Source organism: Curtobacterium subtropicum (assembly GCF_030362975.1).
GTDB lineage: Bacteria > Actinomycetota > Actinomycetes > Actinomycetales > Microbacteriaceae > Curtobacterium > Curtobacterium subtropicum.
On sequence record NZ_JAUCMM010000003.1, the window covers coordinates 323971 to 350448 of the forward strand.

29 protein-coding genes are annotated in these 26478 nt (G+C 73.0%); 20 read left to right on the forward strand and 9 right to left on the reverse strand.

What is annotated here, in order from left to right; genetic code table 11:
- The first annotated feature begins 19 nt into the window (after nucleotides 1-19).
- Complete coding sequence (locus tag QUG98_RS06905; RefSeq protein WP_289469857.1) at nucleotides 20-643, forward strand: DNA alkylation repair protein; 624 nt, start codon at nucleotides 20-22, stop codon at nucleotides 641-643.
- A gap of 105 nt (nucleotides 644-748) precedes the next feature.
- Here the strand turns inward: QUG98_RS06905 and QUG98_RS06910 are convergent, their stop codons facing one another.
- Nucleotides 749-1348: a polysaccharide deacetylase family protein gene (locus QUG98_RS06910; protein ID WP_289469858.1), complete on the reverse strand. Its 600-nt coding sequence runs from the start codon at nucleotides 1346-1348 to the stop codon at nucleotides 749-751.
- Nucleotides 1349-1985: 637 nt separating this feature from the next.
- Between QUG98_RS06910 and QUG98_RS06915 the strand changes: the two genes are divergently transcribed.
- The 4 genes from QUG98_RS06915 to QUG98_RS06930 are packed head-to-tail and all read left to right on the forward strand — an operon-like array spanning nucleotide 1986 to nucleotide 5413.
- Nucleotides 1986-3176, forward strand: a complete 1191-nt coding sequence (locus QUG98_RS06915; RefSeq protein WP_289469859.1) for a zinc-dependent alcohol dehydrogenase — start codon at nucleotides 1986-1988, stop codon at nucleotides 3174-3176.
- Between the two features lie 49 nt (nucleotides 3177-3225).
- Nucleotides 3226-4284, forward strand: coding sequence for an NAD-dependent epimerase/dehydratase family protein (locus QUG98_RS06920; protein WP_289469860.1), 1059 nt, complete (start codon nucleotides 3226-3228; stop codon nucleotides 4282-4284).
- A gap of 42 nt (nucleotides 4285-4326) precedes the next feature.
- Nucleotides 4327-4740 (forward strand): DUF6314 family protein, encoded by a 414-nt coding sequence (locus tag QUG98_RS06925; RefSeq protein WP_289469861.1) that lies wholly within the window; start codon nucleotides 4327-4329, stop codon nucleotides 4738-4740.
- Between the two features lie 4 nt (nucleotides 4741-4744).
- Entirely contained in the window at nucleotides 4745-5413 is a 669-nt protein-coding gene (locus tag QUG98_RS06930) for a pentapeptide repeat-containing protein (protein ID WP_289469862.1), read from the forward strand.
- Here the strand turns inward: QUG98_RS06930 and QUG98_RS06935 are convergent.
- The gene (locus QUG98_RS06935; protein WP_289469863.1) at nucleotides 5398-6387 is read right to left on the reverse strand and encodes an NAD(P)/FAD-dependent oxidoreductase; all 990 of its coding nucleotides are present in this window, start codon (nucleotides 6385-6387) and stop codon (nucleotides 5398-5400) included. The two genes, QUG98_RS06930 and QUG98_RS06935, sit on opposite strands and share 16 nt — an antisense overlap.
- A 66-nt stretch (nucleotides 6388-6453) precedes the next feature.
- Here QUG98_RS06935 and QUG98_RS06940 point away from each other — a divergent pair, with 66 nt between their 5' ends.
- Complete coding sequence (locus QUG98_RS06940; RefSeq protein ID WP_289469864.1) at nucleotides 6454-7071, forward strand: helix-turn-helix domain-containing protein; 618 nt, start codon at nucleotides 6454-6456, stop codon at nucleotides 7069-7071.
- Nucleotides 7072-7081: 10 nt separating this feature from the next.
- Here the strand turns inward: QUG98_RS06940 and QUG98_RS06945 are convergent, their stop codons facing one another.
- Both QUG98_RS06945 and QUG98_RS06950 read right to left on the reverse strand, forming a co-directional pair.
- Nucleotides 7082-7747, reverse strand: coding sequence for a hypothetical protein (locus QUG98_RS06945; protein WP_289469865.1), 666 nt, complete (start codon nucleotides 7745-7747; stop codon nucleotides 7082-7084).
- Nucleotides 7748-7892: 145 nt separating this feature from the next.
- On the reverse strand, nucleotides 7893-8642 hold the full coding sequence (locus tag QUG98_RS06950; protein WP_289469866.1) for a glycosyltransferase family 2 protein: 750 nt from the start codon (nucleotides 8640-8642) through the stop codon (nucleotides 7893-7895).
- Nucleotides 8643-8910: 268 nt separating this feature from the next.
- On the opposite strand from QUG98_RS06950, the gene QUG98_RS06955 reads away from it, so the two are divergent.
- The 6 genes from QUG98_RS06955 to QUG98_RS06980 all read left to right on the forward strand — a co-directional run bounded on the left by QUG98_RS06955 (nucleotide 8911) and on the right by QUG98_RS06980 (nucleotide 13581).
- Nucleotides 8911-9078, forward strand: coding sequence for a hypothetical protein (locus QUG98_RS06955; protein WP_289469867.1), 168 nt, complete (start codon nucleotides 8911-8913; stop codon nucleotides 9076-9078).
- A 136-nt stretch (nucleotides 9079-9214) separates the two neighbouring features.
- Nucleotides 9215-9856 (forward strand): MBL fold metallo-hydrolase, encoded by a 642-nt coding sequence (locus QUG98_RS06960; protein ID WP_289469868.1) that lies wholly within the window; start codon nucleotides 9215-9217, stop codon nucleotides 9854-9856.
- Between the two features lie 66 nt (nucleotides 9857-9922).
- Nucleotides 9923-10603 carry an HAD family hydrolase gene (locus QUG98_RS06965; protein WP_289469869.1) on the forward strand — a complete coding sequence of 227 codons (681 nt, stop codon included), beginning with the start codon at nucleotides 9923-9925 and terminating at the stop codon, nucleotides 10601-10603.
- Nucleotides 10604-10742: 139 nt separating this feature from the next.
- A complete protein-coding gene (locus tag QUG98_RS06970) occupies nucleotides 10743-11225 on the forward strand; it encodes a GNAT family N-acetyltransferase (protein WP_289469870.1) in 483 nt (160 codons plus the stop codon).
- Nucleotides 11226-11272: 47 nt separating this feature from the next.
- Nucleotides 11273-11896 carry a TetR/AcrR family transcriptional regulator gene (locus QUG98_RS06975; protein ID WP_289469871.1) on the forward strand — a complete coding sequence of 208 codons (624 nt, stop codon included), beginning with the start codon at nucleotides 11273-11275 and terminating at the stop codon, nucleotides 11894-11896.
- On the forward strand, nucleotides 11893-13581 hold the full coding sequence (locus QUG98_RS06980) for an MDR family MFS transporter (RefSeq protein ID WP_289469872.1): 1689 nt from the start codon (nucleotides 11893-11895) through the stop codon (nucleotides 13579-13581). The genes QUG98_RS06975 and QUG98_RS06980 overlap by 4 nt, the downstream gene beginning before the upstream one ends.
- A gap of 167 nt (nucleotides 13582-13748) precedes the next feature.
- Here QUG98_RS06980 and QUG98_RS06985 read toward each other — a convergent pair whose 3' ends face one another.
- Nucleotides 13749-14756 (reverse strand): LacI family DNA-binding transcriptional regulator, encoded by a 1008-nt coding sequence (locus QUG98_RS06985; RefSeq protein ID WP_289469873.1) that lies wholly within the window; start codon nucleotides 14754-14756, stop codon nucleotides 13749-13751.
- A gap of 229 nt (nucleotides 14757-14985) precedes the next feature.
- On the opposite strand from QUG98_RS06985, the gene uriH reads away from it, so the two are divergent.
- From uriH to QUG98_RS07005, 4 genes are read left to right on the forward strand one after another with little or no spacing between them, the layout of a single operon-like run.
- Nucleotides 14986-16029 (forward strand): uridine-preferring nucleoside hydrolase UriH, encoded by a 1044-nt coding sequence (uriH, locus tag QUG98_RS06990; RefSeq protein ID WP_289469874.1) that lies wholly within the window; start codon nucleotides 14986-14988, stop codon nucleotides 16027-16029.
- A gap of 5 nt (nucleotides 16030-16034) precedes the next feature.
- Nucleotides 16035-17444, forward strand: a complete 1410-nt coding sequence (uriT, locus tag QUG98_RS06995; protein ID WP_289469875.1) for a uridine transporter UriT — start codon at nucleotides 16035-16037, stop codon at nucleotides 17442-17444.
- Entirely contained in the window at nucleotides 17441-18298 is an 858-nt protein-coding gene (locus tag QUG98_RS07000) for a ribokinase (RefSeq protein ID WP_289469876.1), read from the forward strand. Before uriT ends, QUG98_RS07000 begins: the two co-directional genes overlap by 4 nt.
- Before the next feature lie 30 nt (nucleotides 18299-18328).
- The gene (locus tag QUG98_RS07005; RefSeq protein ID WP_289469877.1) at nucleotides 18329-19264 is read left to right on the forward strand and encodes a Ppx/GppA family phosphatase; all 936 of its coding nucleotides are present in this window, start codon (nucleotides 18329-18331) and stop codon (nucleotides 19262-19264) included.
- A gap of 63 nt (nucleotides 19265-19327) precedes the next feature.
- On the opposite strand, the gene QUG98_RS07010 is transcribed toward QUG98_RS07005, so the two are convergent.
- Nucleotides 19328-19951 (reverse strand): putative antibiotic biosynthesis monooxygenase, encoded by a 624-nt coding sequence (locus QUG98_RS07010; protein WP_289469878.1) that lies wholly within the window; start codon nucleotides 19949-19951, stop codon nucleotides 19328-19330.
- A 57-nt stretch (nucleotides 19952-20008) separates the two neighbouring features.
- Between QUG98_RS07010 and QUG98_RS07015 the strand changes: the two genes are divergently transcribed.
- Nucleotides 20009-20509 carry a DUF6328 family protein gene (locus tag QUG98_RS07015; protein WP_289469879.1) on the forward strand — a complete coding sequence of 167 codons (501 nt, stop codon included), beginning with the start codon at nucleotides 20009-20011 and terminating at the stop codon, nucleotides 20507-20509.
- Here the strand turns inward: QUG98_RS07015 and ku are convergent.
- A complete protein-coding gene (ku, locus tag QUG98_RS07020; protein ID WP_289469880.1) occupies nucleotides 20506-21558 on the reverse strand; it encodes a non-homologous end joining protein Ku in 1053 nt (350 codons plus the stop codon). The genes QUG98_RS07015 and ku overlap by 4 nt on opposite strands.
- Before the next feature lie 92 nt (nucleotides 21559-21650).
- On the opposite strand from ku, the gene QUG98_RS07025 reads away from it, so the two are divergent.
- The 3 genes from QUG98_RS07025 (at nucleotide 21651) to QUG98_RS07035 (ending at nucleotide 25696) form a co-directional block, all read left to right on the forward strand.
- A complete protein-coding gene (locus tag QUG98_RS07025; protein WP_289469881.1) occupies nucleotides 21651-22196 on the forward strand; it encodes a hypothetical protein in 546 nt (181 codons plus the stop codon).
- A 90-nt stretch (nucleotides 22197-22286) separates the two neighbouring features.
- Nucleotides 22287-23177 (forward strand): SDR family oxidoreductase, encoded by an 891-nt coding sequence (locus QUG98_RS07030; protein WP_289469882.1) that lies wholly within the window; start codon nucleotides 22287-22289, stop codon nucleotides 23175-23177.
- Nucleotides 23174-25696: an ATP-dependent DNA ligase gene (locus QUG98_RS07035; protein ID WP_289469884.1), complete on the forward strand. Its 2523-nt coding sequence runs from the start codon at nucleotides 23174-23176 to the stop codon at nucleotides 25694-25696. Before QUG98_RS07030 ends, QUG98_RS07035 begins: the two co-directional genes overlap by 4 nt.
- A 318-nt stretch (nucleotides 25697-26014) precedes the next feature.
- Here QUG98_RS07035 and QUG98_RS07040 read toward each other — a convergent pair whose 3' ends face one another.
- Together QUG98_RS07040 and QUG98_RS07045 are read right to left on the reverse strand one after the other, a co-directional pair.
- Nucleotides 26015-26188 carry a hypothetical protein gene (locus QUG98_RS07040; protein ID WP_153257435.1) on the reverse strand — a complete coding sequence of 58 codons (174 nt, stop codon included), beginning with the start codon at nucleotides 26186-26188 and terminating at the stop codon, nucleotides 26015-26017.
- A 10-nt stretch (nucleotides 26189-26198) separates the two neighbouring features.
- Complete coding sequence (locus QUG98_RS07045) at nucleotides 26199-26465, reverse strand: hypothetical protein (RefSeq protein WP_289469885.1); 267 nt, start codon at nucleotides 26463-26465, stop codon at nucleotides 26199-26201.
- Nucleotides 26466-26478 lie beyond the last annotated feature (13 nt).

Below are 26478 nucleotides of genomic sequence, written 5' to 3' on the forward strand. Positions count from 1 at the left end.
GCCCGCCTAGGCTGGCGGGATGCAGAGCCAGGGTGCGGAGGCGGTGCTGACAGCGTTCGCCCGCACGCCGGGTGACGTCGCCGGGGCCCGACGCGTCGCCCGACGGTTCGCAGACCTCGACGAGGGAGAGCGATCAGCGCTGCTCTGGAGCGATGACGCCGGGGCTCGGTTGGTCGCCGTCGTCCTCCTGGTGCAGGCGATGCGCGCCGAGCCCGATCCGGAGCTGACCGACGAGTACCTCGCCGCGGCGAAGGCCGAGCGGTTCGAGGACCCCGTGCTGGTCGACGTCGCGGCCGAGGAGCTCGTCGGTGCCCCGCTCGTCGGCGGCTCGACGGGGCCGCTGTTCGCGCTCGCGAAGTCCGACGTCGCGATGGTCCGCCGGATCGCCGTCGTCGCGACGCTCGCGTTCGCGAAGCACGGCGACGCCGAGGTGCCGCTCGCGATCGCCGGGCGGCTCGTCCGGGAGCGCAGCGAGACCGTGCAGTCCGCGCTCGGCTGGGTGCTGCGCGAGACGGGGAAGCGGGCGTCCGAGCCGGCGCTCGTGGCGTTCCTCGAGCGGAACGGCCGCTTCCTGACCCCGGCCGCCCGGGCGACGGCGACCGAGCACCTGCCGCCGGCCGAGCGGGACCGCCTGCGCGCCTGACACGGGCCGCCCCCGCAGAACGCCACGATGGCGGCTGCTCGCAGCGGTACAGCGCTGCGAGCGACCACCGACGTTGCGTCCCGCGGCAGGGGGCGCGCCGGGGCGTCAGCGCGAGAAGACGTCGTCGAGCGTCCAGGTCGGCAGATCGCGCTGCTCGAGCAGGGCGTGGAGCCGGGGCAGCGCCCCGATCGTCCCCGGGAAGTTCGCGTGCCCGATGACGATGTGCGCCGGCAGGAACCACTGCTCCGCGAAGCCGACGACCTGGTCCGAGGAGATGTCGCCCGAGTCCGCCAGTGAGCCGTACCAGAGCGTCGGCGTGGTGTACCCGACGGCCGCGGCTGCCCGGTCGACCCGGGCGTCGTGGTACCCGTACGGCGGTCGGAAGTACGGGCGGGCGTCGACGCCGAACGTCCGCTCGAGGAACTCGTGGTTCCGCACCAGTTCGTCCTGGATCGCCTGGTCGCCGAGCTTCGTCAGCGCGGGGTGGTCCCAGGTGTGGTTGCCGAGCTGCACCTGCCCGGACTCGACGAGCGGGCGCAGCAGGTCGGCGTGCTCGGTCCACGACGGCCGGACCCCGTTCACGAAGAACGTCAGGCGGGTGCCGGTCGCGGCGGCGAAGCGGGCGTAGGCCTCGACGACCTCGGGCGAGGCCCCGTCGTCCACGGTCCAGGCGATGCCCGGTGTCCCCGCCGGCAGTCCGGTCACGGTCGCGTGCGGTACCGGCACCCTCGTCAGCGTGGGTCGCGGCGGTGTCGGTGTCGGTGTCAGTGCCGGCGTCGGGGTCGCGGCCGCCGTCGGGCCGCGGGTCGGAGTCGGCGTCGCGGTCGGGGTCGCGGAGTCCCGTGGTGCGGCTGCGCCCGGTGTGCAGGCTGCGAGGAGTCCGGCCGCCAGGGATCCGGTCGCGCCGGCGAGGAGCGCCCTTCGCGTGGTGCTGTGGTCCATCGCCCTCGAGCCTGGCGGCTGCGCCGGCCCCGGCGCATCGGCGGTCGGACGGACCTCCGGCTGGCCGACCGGCCATCCTTCCTGCCCATCGCGCGTGCAGTGGGAAACCGTTCCGCGCGTCGGGAGCAAGAAGGAACGGCATCCTTCGCGCGGAACGGCATCCTTCGCGCGGATCGGCATCCTTCGCGCGGATCGGCATCCTTCGCGCGGAACGGCATCCTTTGCGCGGATCGGCATCCTTCGCGCGGATCGGTGCCGGACGGGAGGCGCGCCCCACCGCCGCCCCGCAGCGCGCGCAGGGGACGGGCTGGGAAGGCCCCACGGGGCGGGCGCGTAGCGAGGAGGTCACGTGAGCCGCGCCTCCAGGCCGGCCCAGAATCGACCACGAGAGGAACGCGACGTGCGCGCACTGACCTGGCAGGGCACCGAGAAGGTGTCCGTCGAGACCGTCCCCGACCCGACCATCCAGGAGCCGACCGACGCGATCGTGCGGATCACCTCCACGGCGATCTGCGGCTCCGACCTGCACCTGTACCGGGTGCTCGGCCCCTACATCGACAAGGGCGACGTCCTCGGCCACGAGCCGATGGGCATCGTCGAGGAGGTCGGCTCCGCCGTCACGAACCTGAAGGTCGGCGACCGGGTCGTCGTCCCGTTCAACATCTCCTGCGGGCACTGCTGGATGTGCCAGCACGGCTTCCAGTCGCAGTGCGAGACGACGCAGGTGCAGGAGTACGGCACCGGGGCCTCGCTCTTCGGGTACACGAAGATGTACGGCCAGGTCCCCGGCGGCCAGGCCGAGTACCTCCGCGTGCCGCACGCCGACTACGGCCCCATCAAGGTGCCCGACACCGGCGCGGACGACCAGTGGCTGTTCATGAGCGACATCATCCCGACCGCTTGGCAGGCCGTGCAGTACGCCGAGGTCCCCGAGGGCGGCACGCTCGCGGTGCTCGGCCTCGGCCCGGTCGGACAGTTCGCCGCGCGGATCGGCAAGCACCTCGGCTACCGCGTGCTCGCCGTCGACCCGGAGCAGGTCCGCCGCGACCTCGGCGCGAAGCACGGCATCGAGGTGTTCGACCTGTCCGACGACATCGTGCCGCAGCTGGTCGACCTGACCGACGGTCGCGGCCCCGACGGCGTCGTCGACGCGGTCGGCATGGAGGCGCACGGCAACCCCGTCGCCGGGTTCGCCCAGCGCGCCGCCGGCCTGCTGCCCGACAAGCTCGCGCAGAAGGCGATCGAGACCGCGGGCGTCGACCGCCTGGCGGCGGTGCACACGGCGATCGACCTCGTCCGCCGCGGTGGCACGGTGTCGCTGTCCGGCGTCTACGGCGGCATGGCCGACCCGATGCCGATGATGACCCTGTTCGACAAGCAGATCACGATCCGTGAGGGACAGTGCAACGTCCGCCGCTGGGTCGACGACCTGATGCCGCTCGTGTCCGACCCCTCGGACCCGCTCGGGACGCTCGACCTGACCACGCACCGGGTGTCGCTCGAGGACGCCCCGCACATGTACTCGGTCTTCCAGAAGAAGGAGGACGGCTGCATCAAGGTCGTGCTCGACCCGTCGATGGCCGCAGCCTGATGGCCGCGCCGTCGCCGTCCGCGGGTGGCCGCCAGGGACGGACGCGCTGATGCGGGTCGTCGTGGTCGGGGCCACCGGCAACGTCGGCACCGCGGTGCTGCGGCGGCTCGCGGCCGCACGGCTGACCGGCGACGGGCGCGCGGGTGACGAGGACGGCCTGCAGGTCGTCGGCGTCGCCCGCCGCGTGCCGGACGCTCGCGTGGCGCCGTACGACGTGGCCGCCTGGCACGCGGTCGACGTCGGTGGTCCCCGCGCGGTCGACGAGCTGGCGGCGGTCTTCACCGGCGCGGACGCGGTGGTGCACCTGGCGTGGGCGCTCCAGCCGACGCACGACATCCCCGCGCAGCACCGGACGAACGTCACCGGGACGGCGAACGTGCTCGCGGCGGTCGCCCGTGCCGGCGTCGGGCAGGTCGTCGTGTCCTCGTCGGTCGGGGCCTACCGCGGCGTCGGCGTCGAGGGCAAGCGGACCCCGGTCGACGAGTCCTTCCCCACGACCGGCATCCCGACGGCGACGTACTCGATCCACAAGGCCGAGAACGAGCGGGCGATGGACGCCTTCGAACGGGACCACCCCGAGGTCGTCGTGACCCGGCTCCGGCCCGGACTGGTGTTCCAGCGCGGGGTCGCGGCGGAGCTCCGGGGGCTGTTCCTCGGGCACCTCGTGCCGATGTCGATCGTCCGGGCGGCCCGGTTCGCGGTCCTGCCGCTGCCGCTGCCGTTCGTGTTCCAGGCCGTGCACGCGGACGACCTCGCCGACGCGTTCTGGCGGGCGGTCGACCGACGGGCTCCCGGGGCGTTCAACATCGCCGCGACACCGGTGCTCACGCCGCCGCGGATGGCCCGCGCGGCCGGGATGCTCGGGGCGGTGCGGGTACCGATGCGGCTGCTGCGCGGGATCGTCACGCTGACCTGGCGGCTCCGACTGCAACCGACCGACGCGGGGTGGCTCGACATCGCCGCCGGCGTGCCGATCATGCGCACCGACCGGGCCCGACGCGAGCTCGGGTGGGAGCCGCGGCACACGGCCGAGGACGCGCTGCGCGAGCTCGTGGGCGGGTTCGCGGACCGGGCGAACGTCGAGGCGTCGGCTCCGCTGCGCGGCTGAGCGGCTCGGGCGACAGGGAGCGGGCGCGCGTAGCCTGGGACGGTGCTGCCGACGGACCTGCTGGGCGACTGGGTGCTGCGCCGGACGGTCGACGACCGGCTCGCGGGCGTGACCGGCTCCGTCACGGGCACGACGACCCTGACGCTGACGGCCCCGGACGAGGTGCGCTGGGACGAGTCCGGCACGATGCACCTCGGGGACCTCGTCACCCCGGTGTCCCGCACGCTGTCCGTCCGGCGGCTGGACGACCGGTGGACCGTGCACTTCGCCGACGGCCGGGTCTTCCACGACTGGGTCTGGGGCACCGCGGTCGAGCACGCCTGCACACCCGACGACTACACGGGCGTGCTCGCCGGGCACACCGAGTGCTGGACCGTCCGGTGGGAGGCCCACGGCCCCGCGAAGGACTACCGGCTCGACAGCGTCCTCGAGCGTCGGAGCGGCAGGGCAGACTGAGCGCATGGCACGCTCCTCGACCGGTACCGCCGCCCCACGCATCTCCGCGATCGCCCCGGGCGACCTCGAGGACTGGGCACCCGCCCCGGGCGACGTCCTGACCGGCGACCGGGTCGAGGGCAAGCGCATCGACGTGCTCGACGTGGCGGGCGAGCGGCTCCCCGACCTGGAGCTCGAGGAGTGCGTGGTCGACACGCTCCGCGCCGACGGCACCGACCTGCGCGGGCTCCGCGTCCGCGACTCGGTGGTCGAGAGGCTCGACGCCCCGGTGTTCCGCGCGTCGAGCAGCGCCTTGCGGGAGGTCCGGATCGCGGGTGGCCGAGTGGGCTCCGCAGAGCTGTACGACGCGACGCTGAACGGTGTCGAGTTCGTCGGGATGAAGCTCGGGTTCGTGAACCTCCGCGGCTCGACGCTCACCGACGTCGTGTTCCGCGACTGCGTCGTCGACGAGCTCGACGTCGCCGACGCCCGGCTGCTCCGCGTGTCGTTCCCCGGCACGCGGATCCGCTCCGTCGAGGGCACGAACAGCCGCGTCGAGCACGTCGACCTGCGCGAGGCCGACCTCGACCGGGTGGAGCGGCTCGAGGGACTCCGCGGCGCGACGATCGGGTCGGACCAGCTCTTCGCCCTCGCGCCGCTCCTCGCGGCCCAGGCCGGCTACCGCGTGGACTGAGCGACGGGTGCGGACGCGGCGTCCAGCGCCGCCGCGATGTCCGCCTGGACCAGGTCGCCGTGCACCGCTGCTCCGGCCTGGGTCCCCGCCGCCGCCGAGGCGATGACCGTGGCCATCGGCGACGTCACGTTCCCGGCGGCGTAGACCCCGCGGACGCCCGTCTGTCCGACGGCATCGACGACGAGTCCGCCGCCGAAGCGGAAGCCGTTCACGACGACGTCCTCCGCCCGCAGCCCGAGGCCCTCGAGGAACGCCACGCGCGGCTCCGCCGTGCTCGACGCCGCGAGCGCCTCGAGCGCGACGACGTCTCCGGAGTCGAGCTCGACCCCGGTCAGGGCGCCGTCCGAGGACAGCACACGGGACACGGAGCCCTCGACCACCCCGATGCCGCGTGCTCGGAGACCGGCCAGACCGGTTTCGTCGACCAGCGACGGGTCGGTGACGAACGCCGTCACCCGGTCGCTCAACGCGCGGAACATCTGCGCGTGGTGCTCGCCGTTCGGGGTCGTGACGAGGACGCCGATGCGCTGGTCGCGGACCTCCCACCCGTGGCAGAACGGGCAGTGCACGACCCCGCGCCCCCACTGCTCGGCCAGCCCCGGCACGTCGGGCAGGACGTCGACGGCGCCGGAGGCGACGACCAGCCTGCGGGACGTGACGACACGGCCCGAGTCCAGCGTGACCGAGAAGCCGACCGGGTCGGTCCCGTCACCGTCGGTGGCGGACGCGGCCACGACCCTCCCGGCCGTCACCTCGACGCCGTACGCGGCCACCTCGTCGCGACCGATGCGGGTGAGCTCGGCGGGCGCGACGCCCTCGCGCCCGAGGTAGTTGTGCGCCCCCGTGGCGACGCCGTTGCGGGGCTCGCCCGCGTCGACGACCAGGACGGAGCGCCGCGAACGGCCGAGGATGAGCGCGGCGGACAGGCCGGCGGCAGAGCCGCCGATGACGATGACGTCGGAGTGATCGGACATGGGGGCATCCTGCGGTGCCGCGTACGACCACAGCAACGATCGTTGCTGGTCTGGCAAGATCACGGCATGGACGCTCCGGAGGCACGACCCACCCCGCCGACGACGGCCCAGGTGGTCGACGCGGTCGGCCCCCGCCTGCGGTGGCTGCGCGAACGACGAGCCGTCACCCTGGCGGCGCTCGCCGTCGAGACCGGCATCTCGGTCTCGACCCTGTCGCGGTTGGAGTCCGGGCAGCGGCGACCGACCCTCGAGCTGCTGCTGCCCCTCGCGCGGGCGTACCAGGTGCCGCTCGACGACCTCGTCGGGGCGCCGCAGACCGGCGACCCGCGCGTGCACCTCAAGCCGGAGCAGCACGGCGGGCGCGTGGTGGTCCCGCTGACGAAGCGCACCGGTGGCGTCCGGTCGTTCAAGCAGCTCATCCCGCCGGAGCCCCGGGGGACCGATCGCACGCTGCGGACCCACGAGGGGTACGAGTGGCTCTACGTGCTGTCGGGGCAGCTCCGCCTGCTGCTCGGCGAACGGGACTTCGACCTCGGGCCGGGCGAGGTGGTGGAGTTCGACACGCACACGCCGCACTGGATCGGCAACACCTCGGACGAGGTCACCGAGGTGCTGTGCCTGTACGGGCCACAGGGGGAGCGGGCGCACGTGCGGTCGCGGCCGGCGTCACGCGAGCCGCACTGACCGCCGGGCCTCAGCCGAAGACGTGGGCGCGGACGTCGTCGAGGAGCCCCTGGGTGGGGATGTTCGACTGGGTGATCCGGATGGCGACGTCGCCCCGGGTGAACAGGGTCCGGCCGTCGGTCACCGGGTACTGCGGGTTCTGCGTGACCCGCTGACAGCGGTAGCCGTCGGCCTCGTCGGCGCAATCGAAGCCCGACAGGGACCGCATGGCGGCAGCGGCCTTCGACGGGTCGACGGTGGCGACGTCGATCACGAGGTTCGTGACGTCCGCGCGCGGATCGCGCCAGACGCAGTACAGCCGCGCGCCGCCCTGCTGCAGGGCAGGCGTGAACTCGGTCGTCGGCAGGTCCGGGGGATCGCCGACGACACCCGGGTCGTTCAGCGGCATCGATTCGAACTGCGGCCACCTGCCCGCAGTGACGAGGTCGGAGCAGGTCGACGGGATCGAACCGACGGTGGCGGCCGGAACCGACGTCGACGAGGGGGTCGGCCCGCTCTCCGGCTCGACGGCGGGTGTCGCCGTGGTGGCGCCGGTGGGGGTGGCGTCGTCCGTCGGCGTGCGGGTCGCCGACGGGGAACGGTCCGGGGCGGCGTCGCCGCCCGTGCAGCCGCTCAGCGCGACCACGGCGCCGACCCCGATCGTGACCAGGAGTGTCGTCGTGCTCGTCCGTCGCATGGAGGTCCCCTCGTGCAGCGGCCCGGAGGGGTTCCGGACTGCTCAGGACCGACGGTAGGGCCGGAACCTCGTCCCCGCCCACGGCGAGACCGAACCGAGGCCGGACCGGTACCGATCCGTGACGGAGTGTGCTCGCGGACGCCGGTCAGCGCGTCGCAGCCCACGCACGGAGCGCCTGGCGGGAGCGTCGGGCCCACCGTCGCGCGGGATTGGCCCGGCGGCCGTTGATCCGGAACGTGTGGAACGCCCGCCGGGTCCGGACGAGGGCCGATGCCGCGCTCGACAGCGGTCGCGCCGACACCTCGACGGTGAGCGACCGGGAGGCCAGCACGTGCCACGCGGGGTCGAGCTGCATCGACAGGTCGACGTCGTCGTGCACCTCCGGGTCGTCACGGTGCGCCCGGCTCCTGATCGCCGCCCACGTGTCACGGTGCAGGGCCATCGCCGACCCGAACAGCGGCGGGCGCCCGAGCGCCGACCACATCAGCGCGAAGAACGGGCCCATGTAGAGCCCGTTCCAGACCCGGCGGACGACCGCGCCGCCGTCACGAGGGCGCCCGGGGCCCGTCACCGCGACGACACCGGGGGTCGCGAGCAGGCGCACCGCTTCGGCGATCCACCCGGACGGCGGGACCGAGTCGGCGTCGAGGCGTGCGATGACGTCGCCCGTGGCGTGGTCGTAGCCCCGTGCCGAGGCCCGGGCGATCCCGCGCACCGGTTCGTGCAGCACCGTGGCACCGGCGGCGAGGGCGACCTCGACGCTGCCGTCGGTGCTGCCGTTGTCGACGACGACGACCTCGTGCACGGGGTGCGTCTGCGCAGCCAGGGCGTCGAGGCAGCGTGCGAGGTGCTCGGCGTCGTCGAGCACGGGGACGACGACGGAGACCTGCGGCACGTCCCCGATCCTGCCGGAGCAGCGCTGGGCGGCCGGTCGGGCGAACGACCGACCTGCCGACCGTCGACCCCGTCCCGCGTTCCGTGGACGGCCCGACCGCGCCGAGCGGCGTTCCTGGGTCCTCCGTGGCCCACCGGCAGACCGAGAAGGTGAAGAGCCGGTTGCCTTCGGTGCCGGGTGGCTGGCGTCGTCGCTCATCCCGACCTCGGACGAGGAGGAGCAGCTCGCCGGTGAGCTCAAGGACAAGGCGGCGCCCATCGTCGAGGACGTGGAGTCCCAGGCGAAGGACGTCGGCTCGCAGCTCGGCGACGTCGCGCAGGACCTCAAGGGGACCGCGCAGGACGCCGCGCAGACCGTCAAGGACGAGGCGCAGGGCGCCGCGTCCGACGTCCAGGACCACGCGAAGAGCGCGGCCGACGACGTGCGCAACGGCTGACGTCCCCACGAGGCGGACGGGAGGCGCGGTGCCAGCGGGTACCGCTCCTCCCGTCCGTCGTCCGGCACCTCGGGACTGAGCGTGCCCTCAGACCGTGCGGGCATGCGGTCCGCCGCCGAGGGCGTTGACTGGTGGCATGCAGCTGACGAAGTACAACCACGCCACGGTCGTCCTCGAGCAGGACGGCACCACCCTCGTGCTCGACCCCGGGGCGTTCACGCCGGAGGCAGCGGACCTCGTCCGCTCCGCCACCGCCGTGCTCGTCACGCACGAGCACCCCGACCACCTCGACGTCGATGCGGTGCGCGCCGGACTGGACGCGAACCCGGAGCTCGTCGTCCGCGGACCTCGTCCGGTCGTCGACCAGCTCGGCGAGCACGACGGCCGGGTCGTCGCCGTCGAGGCCGGCGACACCTTCTCGATCGGTGCGTTCGACGTCCGGGTGTTCGGCGAGCAGCACGCCGTGATCCACCCCGACGTCCCGACCATCCCGAACGTCGGGTACCTGGTCGACGACACCGTGTTCCACCCGGGCGACGCCTACCTCGTCCCCGGAGTGCCGGTGCCGACCCTGCTCATGCCGACGAGCGGTCCGTGGACGCACACGGTCGAGGCGGTCGACTACGTGCGCGAGGTGCAGCCGGAGCGCGTCGTGCAGATCCACGAGGCGATGCTCAGCGAGCTCGGGCAGCAGTCGACCGCGCGGTTCCTCGGGCCGGACATGCTCGGGACGGTGCCGGTCACGATCCTGGCGTCGGGCGAGTCCATCACGGTCTGAGCCCCGCGCGGGCAGGTCCGTTCCGGGCTGAGCCGTCGCCCGCGGTCGGGGGAGCACGCTGGACGGATGCCTGACGCTCCCTCGACCGCGGTCCTCTTCGACATCGACGGCACCCTCGCCGACTCCAACTACGCGCACGTCGACGCCTGGTGGCGCGCCTTCCGGGCCGCCGGGGAGTCGGTCGACGCGTGGCGCATCCACCGGGCGATCGGCATGGACTCCGGGCGGTTGCTCGAGGAGCTGCTGCCCGACGCGTCCGACGAGGTCCGGGACCAGGCGAAGCAGTTCCACACCGCGTTCTACTCGGAGCACATGCCGCAGCTCCGGCTCCTGCCCGGGGCGCGGGAGCTGCTCGAGGCCGTCGCCGACGCCGGGCACGCGGTCGTGCTCGCCACGAGCGCGCCCGAGTCGGAACTGTCCGTGCTGCGCGACCTGCTCGACGCCTCCGCCTGGGTGACCGCGGAGACGAGCTCGGAGGACGTCGAACAGGCGAAGCCCGCGCCGGGGATCATCCAGGTGGCGCTCGACAAGGTCGGGGTCGCGGCGGACCGTGCGGTGATGGTGGGTGACGCGATGTGGGACGTCGAGTCGTCCGGCAAGGTCGGGCTGCCCTGCGTCGGTGTGATGACCGGCGGGATCGGCGGGGACGAGCTCCGGGGCGCCGGCGCTGCAGCCGTGTACGACGACGCGGCCGCCGTGCTCGCCGCGTTCCGGGCGGGCGAGGGGCCCATCGCCGCGCTGGCCTGAGCGCGCCCGCGCCCACGCGGGCCCCGCGGCGCGCCCCGAGTCTCGGTCCGAGCGACGTTCCTCGCACCGGATCGCGCGAGCAGTGTCGCGGGGCACGAGTCTCGGGCAGGTCACGCCGCGCGTGCGAGGATGGGCGATCGTGATCACGATCGAGCGCGTTGCCTGGGACGACCCCCGCGGAGTGGCCCTCCGCGCCACCATGGACGACGAGATGCACGAGCGCTACGGCGACGGGCACGCGGACGAGGACCCGGCCGTCACGGCCGAGCGGAACCGCGTGCTGGCGGTCGACCCGGCCACCGTCATCACCTCGCTCCTCGCGATCGACGAGGACGGCGCCGCCCTCGGGCACATCGCCGTCCGGCACCTCGGCGACGAGGTCGAGCTGAAGCGCCTCATCGTCCTCGCCGCCGCCCGCGGCAAGGGTGCCGCCACCGCGCTGCTGGCCGAGGGCGAGCAGGTCGCGCGCGAGCAGGGCGCGTCGCGGGTCATCCTGCAGACCGGCGACAAGCAGCCCGAGGCCGTCGCGCTCTACCGCAAGACCGGGTGGGAGCAGATCGACGTCTACGAGCCGTACGCCGCGACCATGCCGTGGTCGTTCTGCTTCGCGAAGGCCGTGTAACCCGTCCTCCCGTTGCACTCTCAGCGGCAGAGTGCAATTCTTGCTCGGTGAGCACCACCGAACGCACCCGCGCGCTGCGCCGACGCATGATCGTCGAGGCGCGCCGGGCGACGATCGAGAACGGCCTGCACGGCTTCACGATCGAGCAGCTCTGCGACACGGTCGGCGTCTCCCGGCGGACGTTCTTCAACCACTTCGCGTCGAAGGACGACGCCGTGCTCGGCATCGAGCAGGGCCGTACCGAGGAGGTCCTGCGCGCCTACGCGGCGGGCGCCCTCGTGCCGGACGACCTCGACCCGCTCGGCTCCGTCGTCGCCCTGGCGATCGAGCAGATGCACGTCGCCGGGCTCGACCGCGCCGACGAGGCCCTCGTGCGCCGGGTGTTCGAGCGCGAGCCCGTGATGGTGGCGAAGTTCCTCGCCGCCGCCGACGTCCAGCTGGCCGCGGTCGGTCGTGCCGTCCGCGAGCGCTTCGACTGGACCGACCCCGACGACCGGCGCGCGCAGCTCGTCACCGAGGCCGCCGCCGGTCTGCTCAAGGTCACGGCCGGCGAGTACTTCGACGACGCCTTCGACGAGGCGACCGGTCCGTCGTTCGACGCGCTGCTCACCGACAACCTCCGCCAGCTCAGGGCGGCCATCGCCACCACCGGACAGGACCCCACCGCATGAGCGCCACCGCGCAGGGCACGAAGCGTGCCCGACCCGGATCCGACGGACCGCTGCTCCTGACGCAGCGCCGCATCTGGATCATCTTCTCCGCCCTGATCGCCGGGATGCTCCTGTCGAGCCTCGACCAGACCATCGTCTCGACGGCGATGCCCACGATCGTCGGTGAGCTCGGCGGCGTCGCGCACCAGGCCTGGTTGACGACCGGGTACCTGCTCGCATCGACCATCGTGATGCCGATCTACGGCAAGTTCGGCGACGTCCTCGGGCGCCGCAACCTGTTCCTCGTCGCGATCGCCCTGTTCACGATCGCCTCGGCCGGGTGCGCGTTCGCCGGGGACTTCACGCAGCTCGTCGTCTTCCGGGCGATGCAGGGCCTGGGCGGCGGTGGTCTGATGATCCTGTCGCAGGCGATCATCGCCGACATCGTCCCCGCCTCGGAGCGCGGCAAGTACCTCGGTCCGCTCGGCGCGATCTTCGGCCTGTCGGCGATCGGCGGCCCGCTGCTCGGCGGGTTCTTCGTCGACCACCTCACCTGGAACTGGGCGTTCTACATCAACATCCCGGTCGGCATCGCGGCGTTCTTCGTCGCCTGGTTCGCGCTGACCCTGCCGACGAAGAAGGCCGAGAAGCGGATCGACGTGCTCGGCGTCGTGCTCATGTCCGCCGCGACCACCTGCCTCGTGTTCTTCTCCGAGTTCGGCGGCAGTCGCGACCACGGCTGGGACGCCCCCGAGACGTGGGCGTGGTTCGCCGGCCTCGTGGTCTCGGCCGCGCTGCTCGTGCTCGTCGAGTCGCGCGTCGAGGACCCGGTGCTGCCGATGTCGTTCTTCCGCAACCGCACGTTCCTGCTCGCGACGGGCATCGGCCTCGTGCTCGGCATCGGCATGTTCGCCGCGATCGGCTTCGTGCCGACGTTCCTGCAGATGGCCTCCGGCACCTCGGCCGCCGTGTCCGGCCTGCTGATGCTGCCGATGATGGTCGGACTGATCGGCACGTCGATCGCGTCCGGCAACCTCATCACCAAGACCGGCCGCTACCGAGCCTTCCCGATCATCGGTACCGTGCTCGTCGCCGCCGCGATGCTCGCCATGACGCAGCTCGCCGCGGACACCCCGATCTGGCTCATCTGCGCCTACCTGTTCGTCTTCGGCGCGGGGCTCGGCCTGATCATGCAGGTGGTCGTGCTGGTCGCGCAGAACGCCGTTCCCGCGGAGCAGGTCGGGACCGCCACGTCGACGAACAACTACTTCCGCGAGGTCGGTGCGTCCCTCGGCACCGCCGTCTTCGGTGCGCTGTTCACCGCGCGGCTGACGAGTTCCCTCACCGACGTGTTCACCTCGGCGGGCGGCTCCGCGACGGATGCCGCGTCGTCGGCGGGGAGCATCGACCCGGCGACCGTCGCGAAGCTGCCCGAGGCGGTGCAGGACGGCATCGTGAACGCGTACGCCGACTCGCTCGCGCCGGTGTTCTGGTACCTGCTGCCGTTCATCGCGATCGCGTTCCTGCTCGCGCTGTTCCTGCCGCAGATCCGCCTCTCCGACACGGCCGGCATGGTCGCCCGGGGCGAGGCGGTCGGCGGGGCCGAGGCGGACGAGCTCGAGCGTGTGCAGCGGGCCGGCGTGAGTGGGTCGTCGACGCAGGAGCCCGCCGAGACGCCGGCGTCGGCTCGGGACACCTCTGCCTGACGAGGGCGCCCAGCGCGCCGAGACGCCGGCTTCGACACGAGACGCCCCGATGTCTCCGAGACGCCTCCGAAAACGGGGGCGTCTCGCCGTTCCCGCGGCGTCTCGGGCAGACGCCGGCGTCTCGGGCCTCCCGTCCGGCAGGCGCTCGCGGACGCCCGAGGTGCCCGTCAGGCGCCGGTGCTCGCGCGCGGGACCAGACGAGCCGGCAGGTCGACGGGCTCCACCGCGGTGCCGTCGACCGTCGCGAGCAGGCGCAGGGCGGCGGTGCGGCCGAGCTCGGCTCCCGGCAGTGCGACGCTGGTCAGGGCCGGCGCGGTGACGGACGACGAGGGCAGGTCGTCGAAGCCCGCGACCGCCAGGTCCTCGGGCACCCGGAGCCCCATCGCGCTCGCGACCCGGAGCACGCCGTACGCCAGGGTGTCCGCGGCCGCCACGACCGCCGTGACGCCGTCCTCGTGCCAGGCCTCGACGACGTGCTCGGTCGCCAGGGTGGCGGCGTCCACGGTCAGGTCCGCTCGGGCGCTGACCTCCGACACGGTGATCCCGGCGGCCGCGCACGCCTCGTCGAACATCCGGTGGCGGATGCCGAACGTGGCCACGCGTGCGGTGCCGTCGAGGTAGGCGACGTGCTCGTGCCCGCGGTCGCGCAGGTGTGCCACGAGGGCGTCGATCCCCGGGGCGAGGTCGTAGTCGACGGCGGTCGTGCCCTCGGCGGCGTCGGGTGCGTCGAGCAGCACGACCGGGACGCTCGCCGTCATCGGCTCGCCGGCTGCCGGTGCGTCGACCAGGATCCCCGCCGGGCGCAGCCGCTCGAAGCGCCGGAGGTCGGCCGCCGTGGGCTGTGCGCCGCGCTCGGTGACCGAGAGCACCAGCTGGTACCGGTCGCCCAGGGTGTCCCGCACGCCGCGGATCACCTCGGCGAAGAACGGGTTCGACAGGTCCGGTGCGATGAGCACGACCAGGTCGCCGGTGCCGCGGGCGAGGGAGCTCGCGGCGTGGTCGACGACGTACCCGAGGGCGTCGACGGCGTCGCGCACCCGGTCGGCGATCGGCTGGGACACCCGGCCGCGGTCCTTGCCGTTGACCACGAGGGAGACCGTCGCGATGCTCGTCCCCGCGCGTTCGGCCACCATCGCCGCGGTCACGCGTCGACCGTGGGGGGCGGGGGAGGGCACCCGACGAGCCTACCGACCGGGCCGAGTGCACGGACGGGCGAGGATCGCTCGGAGTTGACGTCAAGCGTTTGACGTGTTCGAATGTCAAACGCTTGACGCGCCGAGCTGGAGTTGGTTCCTCCACAGCGCGGACCCCACCGCGTCGAGCACACACGTCCGTCCGGCGCTCCCGGACACGGCGGGCCTGGACGGTCCGCCGACGCAGATCCCCGACGAAGTGGAGCCCACGGTGCCCGATGCAACGACGCAGAAGATCATCCTCGACTGCGACCCCGGCCACGACGACGCCGTCGCCCTCCTGCTGGCGCACGGCAACCCGACGATCGAGCTCCTCGCCGTCACCACGGTCGTCGGCAACCAGACCCTGCCGAAGGTCACCCGCAACGCCCTCGCCGTCGCACGGATCGCCGGCATCACGGGCGTGCCCTTCGCCGCCGGCGCCGACCGCCCGCTGCTGCGCGAGATCGAGGTCGCCCCGGAGATCCACGGCGAGAGCGGCCTGGACGGGCCGATGCTCCCCGAGCCGTCGTCCGAGCTGGACGAGCGGCACGCCGTCGACCTCATCATCGACACGGTGATGGCGCACGAGCCCGGCACCGTGACGATCGTGCCGACCGCCGGCCTGACGAACATCGCCCTCGCCGTCCGCAAGGAGCCGCGCATCGTCGAGCGGGTGAAGCAGGTCGTGCTGATGGGCGGCGGCGTGCACGTCGGCAACTGGAGCCCGGTCGCCGAGTTCAACATCGTCATCGACCCCGAGGCTGCCGACATCGTCTTCCGTGCCGGGTGGGACGTCGTCATGGTCGGGCTCGACCTGACCCACCAGGCGCTCGCCACCCCCGAGGTCGCCGCGCGCATCGCCGCGGTCGGGACCGGCCCCGCCGCGTTCGTCGGCGAGCTGCTCGAGTTCTTCGGGAAGGCGTACGAGGACGCCCAGGGCTTCGACGCCCCGCCCGTGCACGACCCCTGCGCCGTCGCGTACGTCATCGACCCGACGATCGTCCGTGCGGTGAAGATGCCGATCGCGATCGAGACGACGGGCACCCACACGCTCGGCATGACCGTCGCCGACCTCCGCGGCCCCGCGCCGGAGGACTGCCGGACGAGCGCCGCGATGGAACTCGACCACGAGCGGTTCTGGGACCTGGTCGTCGACGCCCTCGAGCGCATCGGTGAGACGCCCGACACCGGGTGGACGCCGCGCGCCGCCGCCGAGACGATCGCGGACATCGACAGCGACACCGTCGGCACGCCCGTCACCCCGGAGGCCTGAGCGCCGTGACCACCACCTCGACGACGAAGTCGACCGCCGCCCTCACCGCGGCCCTGCTCGCCGCCTGCGTCGCGTTCCAGCTGAACGCGAGCATGCTCAGCCCGGCGCTCGCGACGATGGCGGACGAGCTCCGCACCGACGACGCGACCATCGGGCTCTCACAGACGCTGTTCTTCACGATCGCGGCCCTGTTCTCGCTCTTCCTGCCCCGGCTCTCCGACATCGTGGGCCGCAAGCGCGTCCTGCTCGCCATGCTCCTCGTGATGCTCGTCGGCAGCGTCGTCGCCGCCCTCGCGGTGAACGTGCCGATGCTGTTCGTCGGCCGCATGATCCAGGGCGTCACCGGCCCGGTCGTGCCCATCGGCCTGCTCATCCTGCGCAACGAGATCGCCGACCCGAAGCGCTACGGCGCCGCACTCGGCCTGCTCACTGCGGTGAACGGCGGCATCGCCGGGGTCGACGCCCTGGCCGGCGGCTGGATCGCGACGCACTTCGGGTTCCGCGGCATCTTCTGGGTGATCGTCGTCGTCACCGCCGTCGCCGCGCTCATGGTCGCCCGCTGGGGCGTCGAGTCCCGACCCTCCGCCGGCACGCGCATGGACTGGTGGGGCGTGCTCCCGCTGGTCGTCAGCGTCGGCGCGCTGCTCACCGCGTGCAACGAGGCCGGCAAGCTCGCCGCGGCCGACTGGGCACTCGTCGTCGGCGCGATCGTCCTCGCGGTCGTCGCGTTCGGGGTGTTCTGGGCGATCGAGTCGCGGGTCCGCGAGCCGCTCGTGGAGACCCGGTACCTCGAGCGCCGCGGGACCTGGGCGCTGCTCGTCACGACCCTGCTCACCATGACGGGTGTCTTCGCCGTCGTGAACGGCCTGGTCACGAGCCTGGCCCAGAACGACGAGGTCGGCTTCGGGATGGAGCCGGACGTCGCCTCGCTCGCGTTCCTCGTGCCCTACGCGCTCGTCGGGTGGATCGTCGGGCCGTTCTCCGGACGCCTCGCGCCGACGCTCGGCTACCGGGCGGTCCTGCGGGTCGGGCTGGTCGGCAGCATCGTCGCCACGCTCGTCATGGCGTTCGTCGGCGTCCACTCGCTGCCCGTGCTCGTCGCCGCCACCGTGCTCATCGGCATCACCTACGCGGGCATCGCGAACATCGTCCTGAACGGGCTCGGCATCGTGCTCTCGCCGGAGTCCAACCCCGGGTTCCTACCCGGCCTCAACGCCGGCGCGTTCAACCTCGGTGCGGGCATCAGCTTCGCGGTGCTGCCGGCGCTGCAGACCGCCCTCGGCACCGGCGGGTCCGCGGGCACCACCGGCTACTCCGGTGGGATGCTGCTCGGTGCCGTGATCACCGTCGCGGCCCTCGCCACGTCCTTCCTCATCCCGCGCCCGGCCTCGGCCGAGACAGGAGCCACCGCATGAGCGGCATCGTCGTCGTGGGCAGCCTCAACGCGGACCTGGTGGTCCGCACGGAGCGCTTCCCGAAGCCCGGGGAGACCCTGCAGGGGTCGGACCTCGCGATCCTGCCGGGCGGCAAGTCCGCCAACCAGGCGGTGGCGGCCGGGAGGCTCGGGGGCACCGTCCGCATGATCGGTGCGGTCGGCGACGACGGGAACGGCACGCTCCTGCGCGAGTCCGTCGCATCGGCCCACGTCGACACGACGCACGTCGCCGTCCGACAGGGCGTCGCCACCGGGACCGCCGTCATCACGGTCGACGCCGCGGGCGAGAACACCATCGTGATCTCCGGCGGCGCGAACGCCACGCTCACGCCGGAGGACCTGCCCGCCTCGGCGTTCGACGGTGCCGGCGTGCTCGGGCTCTGCCTCGAGGTCTCGATCGACGTCGTGCTCGCCGCCGCGCGGGCCGGCCGTGCCGCGGGGGCCACGGTGCTCACCAACCTGTCGCCGTTCGGGGCGGTGCCGCAGGAGCTCCTCGACCTGACCGACGTGCTGCTCGTGAACGAGCACGAGGCCGCCGAGCTCGGCGACCACGGCGTCGCGCGGTCGATCGTGACCCGTGGCGGTGCCGGCTGCACCGTGCACGACGGGGACGCCGACCCGGTCGACGTCGACGCCGTGCGGGTCGAGCCCGTCGACACCACGGGCTGCGGTGACGCGTTCATGGGTGCGGTGGCGCTCCGGCTCGACGCCGGCGACTCCCTGCTCGAGGCCGCGCGCTTCGCCGTCGGGGTCGGTGCGTACGCCGCGACGAAGCCGGGCGCGCAGGCGTCCTACCCGACCACGTCGGAACTGGAGTCCTTCCTGCGGGCGTAGCCCCGAGCCTCCCGGCGCTAGCGTTGGGGCATGCGCGTCGGAGTCCTCGACATCGGGTCCAACACCGGCCACCTGCTCGTGGTCGACGCCCACGGTGGGGCCGCGCCGCTGCCGGCGTCCTCCTTCAAGCAGCCGCTGCGGCTCGCCGAGCACCTCGACGAGTCCGGCGCGGTCACGCCTGAGGGTGTCGACGCCCTCGCCGCCTTCGTGGCGGACGCCGTCCGCGTCGCCGAGGAGCGCGGGTGCGAGGACATGCTCGGCTTCGCCACCTCGGCCGTCCGCGACGCGGTGAACTCCGACGCGGTGCTCGCCCACGTCGAGGAGCGCACGGGCGTCGAGCTCGCGGTGCTGTCCGGCGAGGACGAGGCACGGCTGACGTTCCTGGCCGTGCGGCGGTGGTTCGGGTGGTCCGCGGGACGGCTCGCGGTGTTCGACATCGGTGGTGGCTCGCTCGAGATCGCCGGCGGGGCGGACGAGGCGCCCGACGTCGCGTGGTCGATGCCGATCGGCGCTGCCCGGCTCGCACGCCGGTACTTCGCCGAGGGAACGCCGAGCGAGGACGACGTCCGACGCATCCGGCACGAGATCCGCGTCGCCATCGCGCGCGATGCCGGACTGCTCCTGCGGTCCGGTCGGCCCGACCGCGCCGTGGCGACCTCGAAGACGTTCCGGTCGATCGCCCGCATCTGCGGAGCGGCGCCGTCGGCCGCCGGACCGCTCGTGCCGCGCGCGCTCGACGGCGCCGAACTGCGTCGGCTGCTGCCGTCGCTGCTGACGAAGTCCGTCGACGAGCTTGCGGCGCTGCCCGGTGTCTCGCCGAGCCGTGCGCACCAGGTCGTGCCGGGAGCCCTCGTCGCCGAGGCCTGCCTGGACATCTTCGACCTGCCGGCGCTCGAGATCTGCCCGTGGGCCCTGCGTGAGGGCGTGATCCTCGAGCGGCTCGACCAGCTGTCGGTGCTCGGCTGAGACCCGGCGCTGCCGACGCTCAGCGCTGCCCGGGTGCTCGCCGAGGTCGTCGCTGCCCCGGGGTCAGGCCTCGGCTGACCGTCCCTCGGCTCGCGGGGGAGCGAGGAGCCACGGGCGGATGAGCTGCGTGACGAACGGCAGCACCCAGAAGGTCATGATCGGCGTCAGCACGAGCGTCGTGACGAGCACGCGCGGCAGCACCGCCACGTGCCCGAACGCCGGGACGAGCCAGCCGACCAGGTAGGTGAACGCCAGGTTCACCGGGAAGAACCCGAGCCAGATGCTCACGGCCTGCTTCCACCGCGGCGGGGCGCTCGACGCAGGGGCGTCCTGCGGGGCGTCGAACCAGCCCTCGATGCCGGTGCGCTTCTCGACACGGGACTCCACCACGAGGTCACGCCCCTGGTCGAGCCAGCGGAGCCGGTCGTCGGAGTTCTCCCACGTGGCCAGCTGCTCGTGGTCGGCGAACCGGTAGAGCATGTGCCACTCGCGACTGGTGGCGTGGGAGCGGACCCACCCGGAGCCGAGGAAGCCCGGGTAGCGGTTCGCCAGGTTGACACCGGACTGCACCCAGGCAGTGGCGTCGGGGATGCGGTCGGGTTCGACCAGACGGGTGATGGACACGGTGACGGGCGGGCCTGCGGTCACGGATGACGACTGCAGACTCCCTGGCTCTTGTGGAGTCATGCGGACAGTCTCGCGGAGTCGTGTTTCGGGCTCGTGACGGCGCAGTAGGTTCGGCACATGAGCGACGTCAGCGGTGCAGCACAGGACACCGAACGCGGTCGGCACGAGACACCGACCGAGCGGTGGGACCGGAACTGGTCGGACATCCAGCAGGAGCTTCGCATCGTGCAGACCGGGACGCAGATCCTGGCCGGGTTCCTGCTGACGCTGCCGTTCCAGCAGCGCTTCACGATGCTCAGCACCAGCGAGGAGGTCGTCTACCTCGTGCTCGTCGCGCTCGCCGTGGTGATCACGGTCGTCGCGCTCTCCGCCGTGTCCGCGCACCGACTGGTCTTCCGGCAGCGCCAGAAACACGACCTGGTCCGGGCCGGCAACGCGCTGCTCATCGCGGCGCTCGCGGCGAGTGCGCTGCTGTTCTCGGGTACGGTGCTGTTCGTGTTCGACGTCGTGATCGGGGACGTCGGCGGGATCGTCGGCGGGGTCGTCGTGTTCCTCGGGACGGCGGCGCTCTGGGTCTCGATCCCGCTCGCGCTCCGCCGGACCCGGCGAGACGGTTAGCTGGCCCGCTTCTTCGCGGGGGCCTTCTTCGCGGGAGCCTTCTCCGCCGCCGGCTTCTTCGCCGGTGTCTTCTTCGCCGGACTCTTCTTCGCGGCGGTCTTCCGCGCCGGTGCCTGCTTCGTCTCCGTCGTCGCATCCCCGTCGTCGTCCGCACCAGCGGAACCGGACGACGAGCGTGAGCCGGACGACGAACGCGACCCCGAGCCTCCAGACCGGGACGAGGACCGGGACGACGACCGCGACGATCCCGACGAGCCGGACCGCTTCTTGTCCACCGAGGCCCGGAGGGCCGCCATCAGGTCGATGACGTCCCCTCCCTCGTCGGCGTCCTCGTCCTCGGAGCGCTCGCCGAACGTCTCCGCGGTGTCGACGTCGTCGCCGGCCTCGAGCTTCGCGTCGATGAGCTGCTGCAGTTCCTCCTGGTAGGAGTCCGTGTAGCGGTCGGGGTCGAAGTCCGCGGACATGCTCTCGACGAGCGACGACGACATCTTCAGCTCGTTCGCGCTCACCTTCACCGACTTGTCGAGGGACGAGAAGTCGGCCGCCCGGACCTCGTCGCCCCACAGCAGCCCCTGCAGCAGGATGACGTCGTCGTTCACCCGGAGCACCCCGAGCCGGGTCTTCTGCCGGAGCGTGAACTGCACGATCGCCAGGCGGTCGGTCTTCGCGAGCGTCTCGCGGAGCAGCACGTACGCCTTGGGGGAGCGGGAGTCGGGCTCGAGGTAGTACGACTTCTCGAACATCATCGGGTCGACCTGGTCGACGGGCACGAACTCGAGGACCTCGATCTCGTGCGACTGCTCCTCGGGCAGCTGCCTGAAGTCGTCCGCGGTCAGCACGACCGTCTTCTCACCGTCGTCGTAGGCGCGCTGGATGTCGGCGTACTCGACCTCGTGCCCGAACTCGCACACGCGCTTGTACCGGATGCGACCCTTGTCCTCGTCGTGGACCTGGTGCAGGGAGACGTCGTGGGTCTCGGTCGCCGCGTACACCTTGATCGGCACGTTGACGAGTCCGAACGCGATGGAGCCCTTCCAGATCGACCTCATGGGCACATGATGCCCGCGGATCCGGCGACGGGCCCTCAGTTCCGGGCGGATGGACAGCCGCGCACGACGCCGGAGGGCGTATCGTGCCGCCCATGACGGGGGAACACGGCACCGGTGCCACGAACACGTCCGCTCCGGCGGACGACGACCGGATCGACGCCGCGGGGTGGTGGCAGCTCGTCGCCCTGGCGGTCGGCGGGGCGGTGGTGCCGACAGTGTACATCGTGCTGCGACCCGGCCCGGTGCCGTGGGTCGCGGTCGTCGTGCTCGGTCTCGCGCTCGTGGTGGTGCTCCCCGCTGCCCAGGTCTGGTCCTGGTCGCGACGGGGCGGTCGGGCCGCGGTGGTGGCCACGCGGCGGTGGGTCGATGAGGGCCGTGTGCCCCCGGAGGTGCCGGAGGCGGTCTGGCGCCTCCGCGTGCAGCAGTGGACGGCGGACGCGCGCCGGCGACGGACGAGCGGGTGGATGTTCGTCGGGCTCGCCGCGCTGTGGGCGGTCATCGCGGCGACGGGGAACGCCGCCGATCGGGGCGTCGCGGTCGTCTGGGTCGTGCTCGGGATCGCGACCCTGGTGCAGGGGCGCGGTGACCGGGTCGGGGCGGAGCAGCTGCTCGCCGCGCCGGTGCGCCCGACGACCTGACGTTCCTGCACGACCCGGGCGTGCGCACGTGCCGTCCACGGACCTGCCCCGCCTGAACCGGCGCGGCGGCCCGACGAGCACCATGGGCCCATGAGCCAGCTCGACAAGCAGGACCCGCGTTCGCAGTACGCCCGGCCGCCGTTCCCGCCGCAGACCCAGCAGGGGTCCGGGCTGGCCAGCGCGATGGACCCCGCGCCCGACCACGGCGAGACGACGTACCTCGGCACGGGGCGGATGCCCGGGTACCGGGTGCTCGTGACCGGTGCCGACTCGGGCATCGGCCGCGCGGCCGCGATCGCGATGGCGAAGGAGGGTGCGGACGTCGCCCTCAACGCCCTGCCCGAGGAGCGCGAGGACCTCGAACAGGTGCGCGACGTCGTCGGCGACCTCGGGCGCAGGGCCGTGCTGCTGCCGGGCGACCTGACCGACGAGACGTTCTGTGACACCCTCGTGCGCGACGCCGTCAGCGAGCTCGGCGGCCTCGACGCGCTCGTGCTCGTCGCCGGACACCAGCAGGTGCACGAGGACGTCACCGAGCAGTCCACCGAGGACTTCGACCGCACGATGAAGGTCAACCTCTACTCGATGTTCTGGCTGGTCCGGGCGGCCGTACCGCACATGGCGCCCGGCAGCGCGATCGTCACCACCAGTTCGGTGTCCGCGTACCGACCGCAGGACCGGATGATCGACTACGCCGCCACGAAGTCCGCCATCATCACCTACACGAACGGCCTCGCCCGCCAGCTCGCGGCGAGGGGCATCCGGGCGAACTGCGTCGTCCCGGGGCCGGTGTGGACGCCGCTGCAGCCGATCAGCTACCCCGGCGGCGAGATCGCCGCCTACGGCCAGGACACCCCCTTCGGACGCCCGGCGCAGCCCGTCGAGCTCGGCAGCGCCTACGTCCACCTCGCCGGCCCGGAGTCGTCGTACACGTCCGGCAGCACCCTGACCGTGGCGGGAGCGACCGGGGTCGCGCTGTGAGTCCCGCTGCGCGGCGGACCACCGTCCTGGTCGGGGACCGCAGGATCGCGCTCACCAACACGGACAAGGTGCTCTACCCGGCGAGCGGCACGACCAAGGGCCGGGTGATCGAGTACTACGAGCGCGTGGCGCCGTGGATGATCCCGCACGTGAAGGACCGCCCGGTGACCCGGAAGCGGTGGGCGGACGGCGTCGACGGCACGGTCTTCTTCGAGAAGAACCTGCCCGGGTCGGCGCCCGACTGGGTCCGGCACCACACCATCGCGCACAAGGAGCACGACACCGAGTACCCGATCGTCGACGACCTGCCGACGCTCGTCTGGATGGCGCAGCAGGCGGCGCTCGAGCTGCACGTCCCGCAGTGGCGCTTCGGTCCACGCGGAGCGCAGCAGCACCCCGACCGGCTCGTGCTCGACCTCGACCCGGGCGAGGGCGTGGGGCTGCCGGAGTGCGTCGAGGTGGCGCTCGCCGCACGCGAGATCCTGCACGGGATGGGGCTCGACCCGTACCCGGTCACATCCGGCTCGAAGGGCATCCACCTGTACGCGGCACTCGACGGGCGTGCCACGACGGCGCAGGTGTCCGACGTCGCGCACGAGCTCGCCCGGGCGCTGGAACAGGACCTGCCCGACCTGGTGCTGTCGTCGATGAGCCGTGCCGAGCGTCGCGGCAGGGTCTTCGTCGACTGGTCGCAGAACAACGGCAACAAGACGACGATCGCGCCCTACTCGCTGCGCGGCCGTGACCGGCCGACCGTCGCGGCACCGCGGACCTGGCGGGAACTCGAGGAGCGCGGACTCGCCCAGCTGGAGTTCGAGGAGGTCCTCGACCGTCTGGAGGCACACGGCGACCTCCTGCACCCGGTCGCCTCCGCCTCGCTGGCGGTGGGCAGGACCGACCACGGTCACTGGGACAGCGACCGGACCCAGCGTGCGAACGAGGCCGAGCAGCCGGCCCGCGACCGCCTCGCGGTCTACCGCGCCAAGCGCGACGCGACGAGGACGCCGGAGCCGGTGCCCGAGGGCGCCCCGACGGTCCGGCGGGACGGGACCCCGACCTTCGTGATCCAGGAGCACCACGCCACCCGTGACCACTACGACTTCCGGCTGGAACACGAGGGCGTGCTCGTCAGCTGGGCGCTCCCCAAGGGCGAGCCGACCGACCCCGGGAAGAACCACCTGGCGGTGCAGACCGAGGACCACCCGCTCGAGTACGGCTCGTTCGAGGGGACGATCCCGCAGGCCGAGTACGGCGGCGGGACCGTCACGATCTGGGACGACGGCACCTACGAGCTCGAGAAGTGGCGCGAGGGGGAGGAGGTCATCGTCACGCTGCACGGGCGGACCAACGGCGCCCGACGACTGGCGCTCCTGCACACCCGCGGACGTGGTCGCGGCCGCGGGAGCGCCGGCGACGAGAAGAACTGGCTCATCCACCGCACGAAGGACCAACCCGACCGCCTCGCCGACGGTGGTGGCGGAGCGGACGTCGGACGGACCTCCCGACCAGCGACCACGACGGGTGGTCGGCGGATCGAGCGCGCCGCGCCCGCGGCGACGCCGCCCGGCGATCGGCGGGCCATGCTCGCGAGCCCGGTGCGCGGTCAGCCGCGATTCGACCCGTCGGAGTGGGCGTTCGAGATGAAGTGGGACGGGGTCCGTGCACTCGCCACCGTGCGCGACGGTCGGGTCACCCTCCGGAGCCGGAACGACAACGACCTGACCGTGCAGTACCCCGAGCTGCAGGAGCTCGGCGAGCGGGCCGGGGTCGACGGGGTCTTCGACGGCGAGGTCGTGGCGGTGGACGACGGCGGGCGTCCGTCGTTCAGCCGGCTGCAGGACCGCATGGGGCTGACCAGGGCCCGCGACGTCGAGGCCGCGCGACGCCGGACACCCGTCCGCCTGCTGCTCTTCGACGTGCTCGAGGCCGACGGGCACGACCTGACCCGGCTCGGCTACGACGCACGGCGCGAAGCCCTCGTGACGGTCGTCGACCCGGGCGGGGCGATCGACGTGCCGCCGGTGGTCGAGGGTGACCTGGACCACGCCGTGGCACAGTCGCGGGACCGGGGGCTCGAGGGTGTCGTGGCGAAGAAGCGGTCGTCGCGGTACGCCGAGGGCCGCCGCTCCGAGGCGTGGGTGAAGATCAAGCACCACGCCACGCAGGAGGTGGTCGTCGGCGGCTGGCGGCCCGGCAGGGGGCGGCGGGCCGGCGGTGTCGGGTCCTTGCTCCTGGGGATCCCGGGGCCGGACGGGCTCGAGTACGTCGGCAGGGTCGGGACGGGCTTCAGCGACCGCGACCTCGACGACGTCGGCTCACTGCTCGGGAAGGCCGAGCGGAAGACCTCGCCCTTCGTCGACGTACCGCGGCCGGACGCCCGCGACGCGCACTGGGTGACGCCGCGGCGCGTGGGCGAGGTGGCGTTCGCCGAGTGGACCGCCGACGGGCGACTCCGGCAGCCGTCGTGGCGTGGGTGGCGGCAGGACAAGGACCCCGAGGACGTCGTCCGCGAGTCCTGAACGTCCCGATCGTCCCCCACTGGTGAGGAGACGGTCCGTGCGCCGGATCAGGGGACGCACGGACCGCCGCCGGTGCACCGTGGCCGGCGATCAGGGGGTGACCGACCACGGCGCGTCCAGGGCCCGGGACACCCACGGCCCGGGCAACCGGAACCCCCACGGTTCCGGGACCCACTGGTGTGACGAGTCGAGTCCGGCAATCGTCACGCCGTTTCCCGCAATTCGTCTGCGGAGGTGCCGCGGAGGTGCTGCGGACACGACGAGACCGTCCGGGAGCTCGGCTCCCGGACGGTCTCCGGTGTCGGACGGTCGGACTCCTCAGGCCGCCGGTGCGGGGCCGTCCGCCGGCTTCGCCGTGTCGGCGGCGGGCAGGTCCTCGTCGATCAGGTCCTCCTGCTCGGGAAGGTCGACCTCGGCGGCTGCCGCCTTGGCATCGTCGATGGACTCCTGCGAGCGCCGGAGGAGGTCGTCGTCTGCTGCGTGATCCGTCATGCGCCAGACGCTACGCGGGCGCACCTGTACCCGCATCGGAGCGGGGGACGGGGCGTACGACGACCGGCGCAGTGCCGTCGAAGTCGACCGCAGAGGTCGGCGCCGGTGTGGTCGGCATCGCCGGGGCCGCGGGCTCGTCGACGGCGTCCGCGGCATCCAGCACGGCCCGGGTGGCGGCCGCCGCGGTCCGGAGCGCGTCGGCCAGGGGCATCGCGCGGTGCGCGGCCGTCCGGACCTCGACGCCCCACGGTTCCTCGTGCCCGAGGCTCCGGAGCACGCGGACCAGGCCG

Coding starts and splice junctions, on each gene's coding strand:
- QUG98_RS06960 (WP_289469868.1), top strand. CDS start 9,215: ATGCAGCTGACGAAGTACAACCACGCCACGGTCGTCCTCGAGCAGGAC.
- QUG98_RS06935 (WP_289469863.1), bottom strand. CDS start 6,387: ATGTCCGATCACTCCGACGTCATCGTCATCGGCGGCTCTGCCGCCGGC.
- QUG98_RS07040 (WP_153257435.1), bottom strand. CDS start 26,188: ATGACGGATCACGCAGCAGACGACGACCTCCTCCGGCGCTCGCAGGAG.
- QUG98_RS06980 (WP_289469872.1), top strand. CDS start 11,893: ATGAGCGCCACCGCGCAGGGCACGAAGCGTGCCCGACCCGGATCCGAC.
- QUG98_RS07015 (WP_289469879.1), top strand. CDS start 20,009: ATGAGCGACGTCAGCGGTGCAGCACAGGACACCGAACGCGGTCGGCAC.
- QUG98_RS07030 (WP_289469882.1), top strand. CDS start 22,287: ATGAGCCAGCTCGACAAGCAGGACCCGCGTTCGCAGTACGCCCGGCCG.
- QUG98_RS06945 (WP_289469865.1), bottom strand. CDS start 7,747: ATGCGACGGACGAGCACGACGACACTCCTGGTCACGATCGGGGTCGGC.
- QUG98_RS07000 (WP_289469876.1), top strand. CDS start 17,441: ATGAGCGGCATCGTCGTCGTGGGCAGCCTCAACGCGGACCTGGTGGTC.
- QUG98_RS06965 (WP_289469869.1), top strand. CDS start 9,923: ATGCCTGACGCTCCCTCGACCGCGGTCCTCTTCGACATCGACGGCACC.
- QUG98_RS06905 (WP_289469857.1), top strand. CDS start 20: ATGCAGAGCCAGGGTGCGGAGGCGGTGCTGACAGCGTTCGCCCGCACG.
- ku (WP_289469880.1), bottom strand. CDS start 21,558: ATGAGGTCGATCTGGAAGGGCTCCATCGCGTTCGGACTCGTCAACGTG.
- QUG98_RS06940 (WP_289469864.1), top strand. CDS start 6,454: ATGGACGCTCCGGAGGCACGACCCACCCCGCCGACGACGGCCCAGGTG.
- QUG98_RS06930 (WP_289469862.1), top strand. CDS start 4,745: ATGGCACGCTCCTCGACCGGTACCGCCGCCCCACGCATCTCCGCGATC.
- QUG98_RS07005 (WP_289469877.1), top strand. CDS start 18,329: ATGCGCGTCGGAGTCCTCGACATCGGGTCCAACACCGGCCACCTGCTC.
- QUG98_RS07010 (WP_289469878.1), bottom strand. CDS start 19,951: ATGACTCCACAAGAGCCAGGGAGTCTGCAGTCGTCATCCGTGACCGCA.
- QUG98_RS06920 (WP_289469860.1), top strand. CDS start 3,226: ATGCGGGTCGTCGTGGTCGGGGCCACCGGCAACGTCGGCACCGCGGTG.
- QUG98_RS07025 (WP_289469881.1), top strand. CDS start 21,651: ATGACGGGGGAACACGGCACCGGTGCCACGAACACGTCCGCTCCGGCG.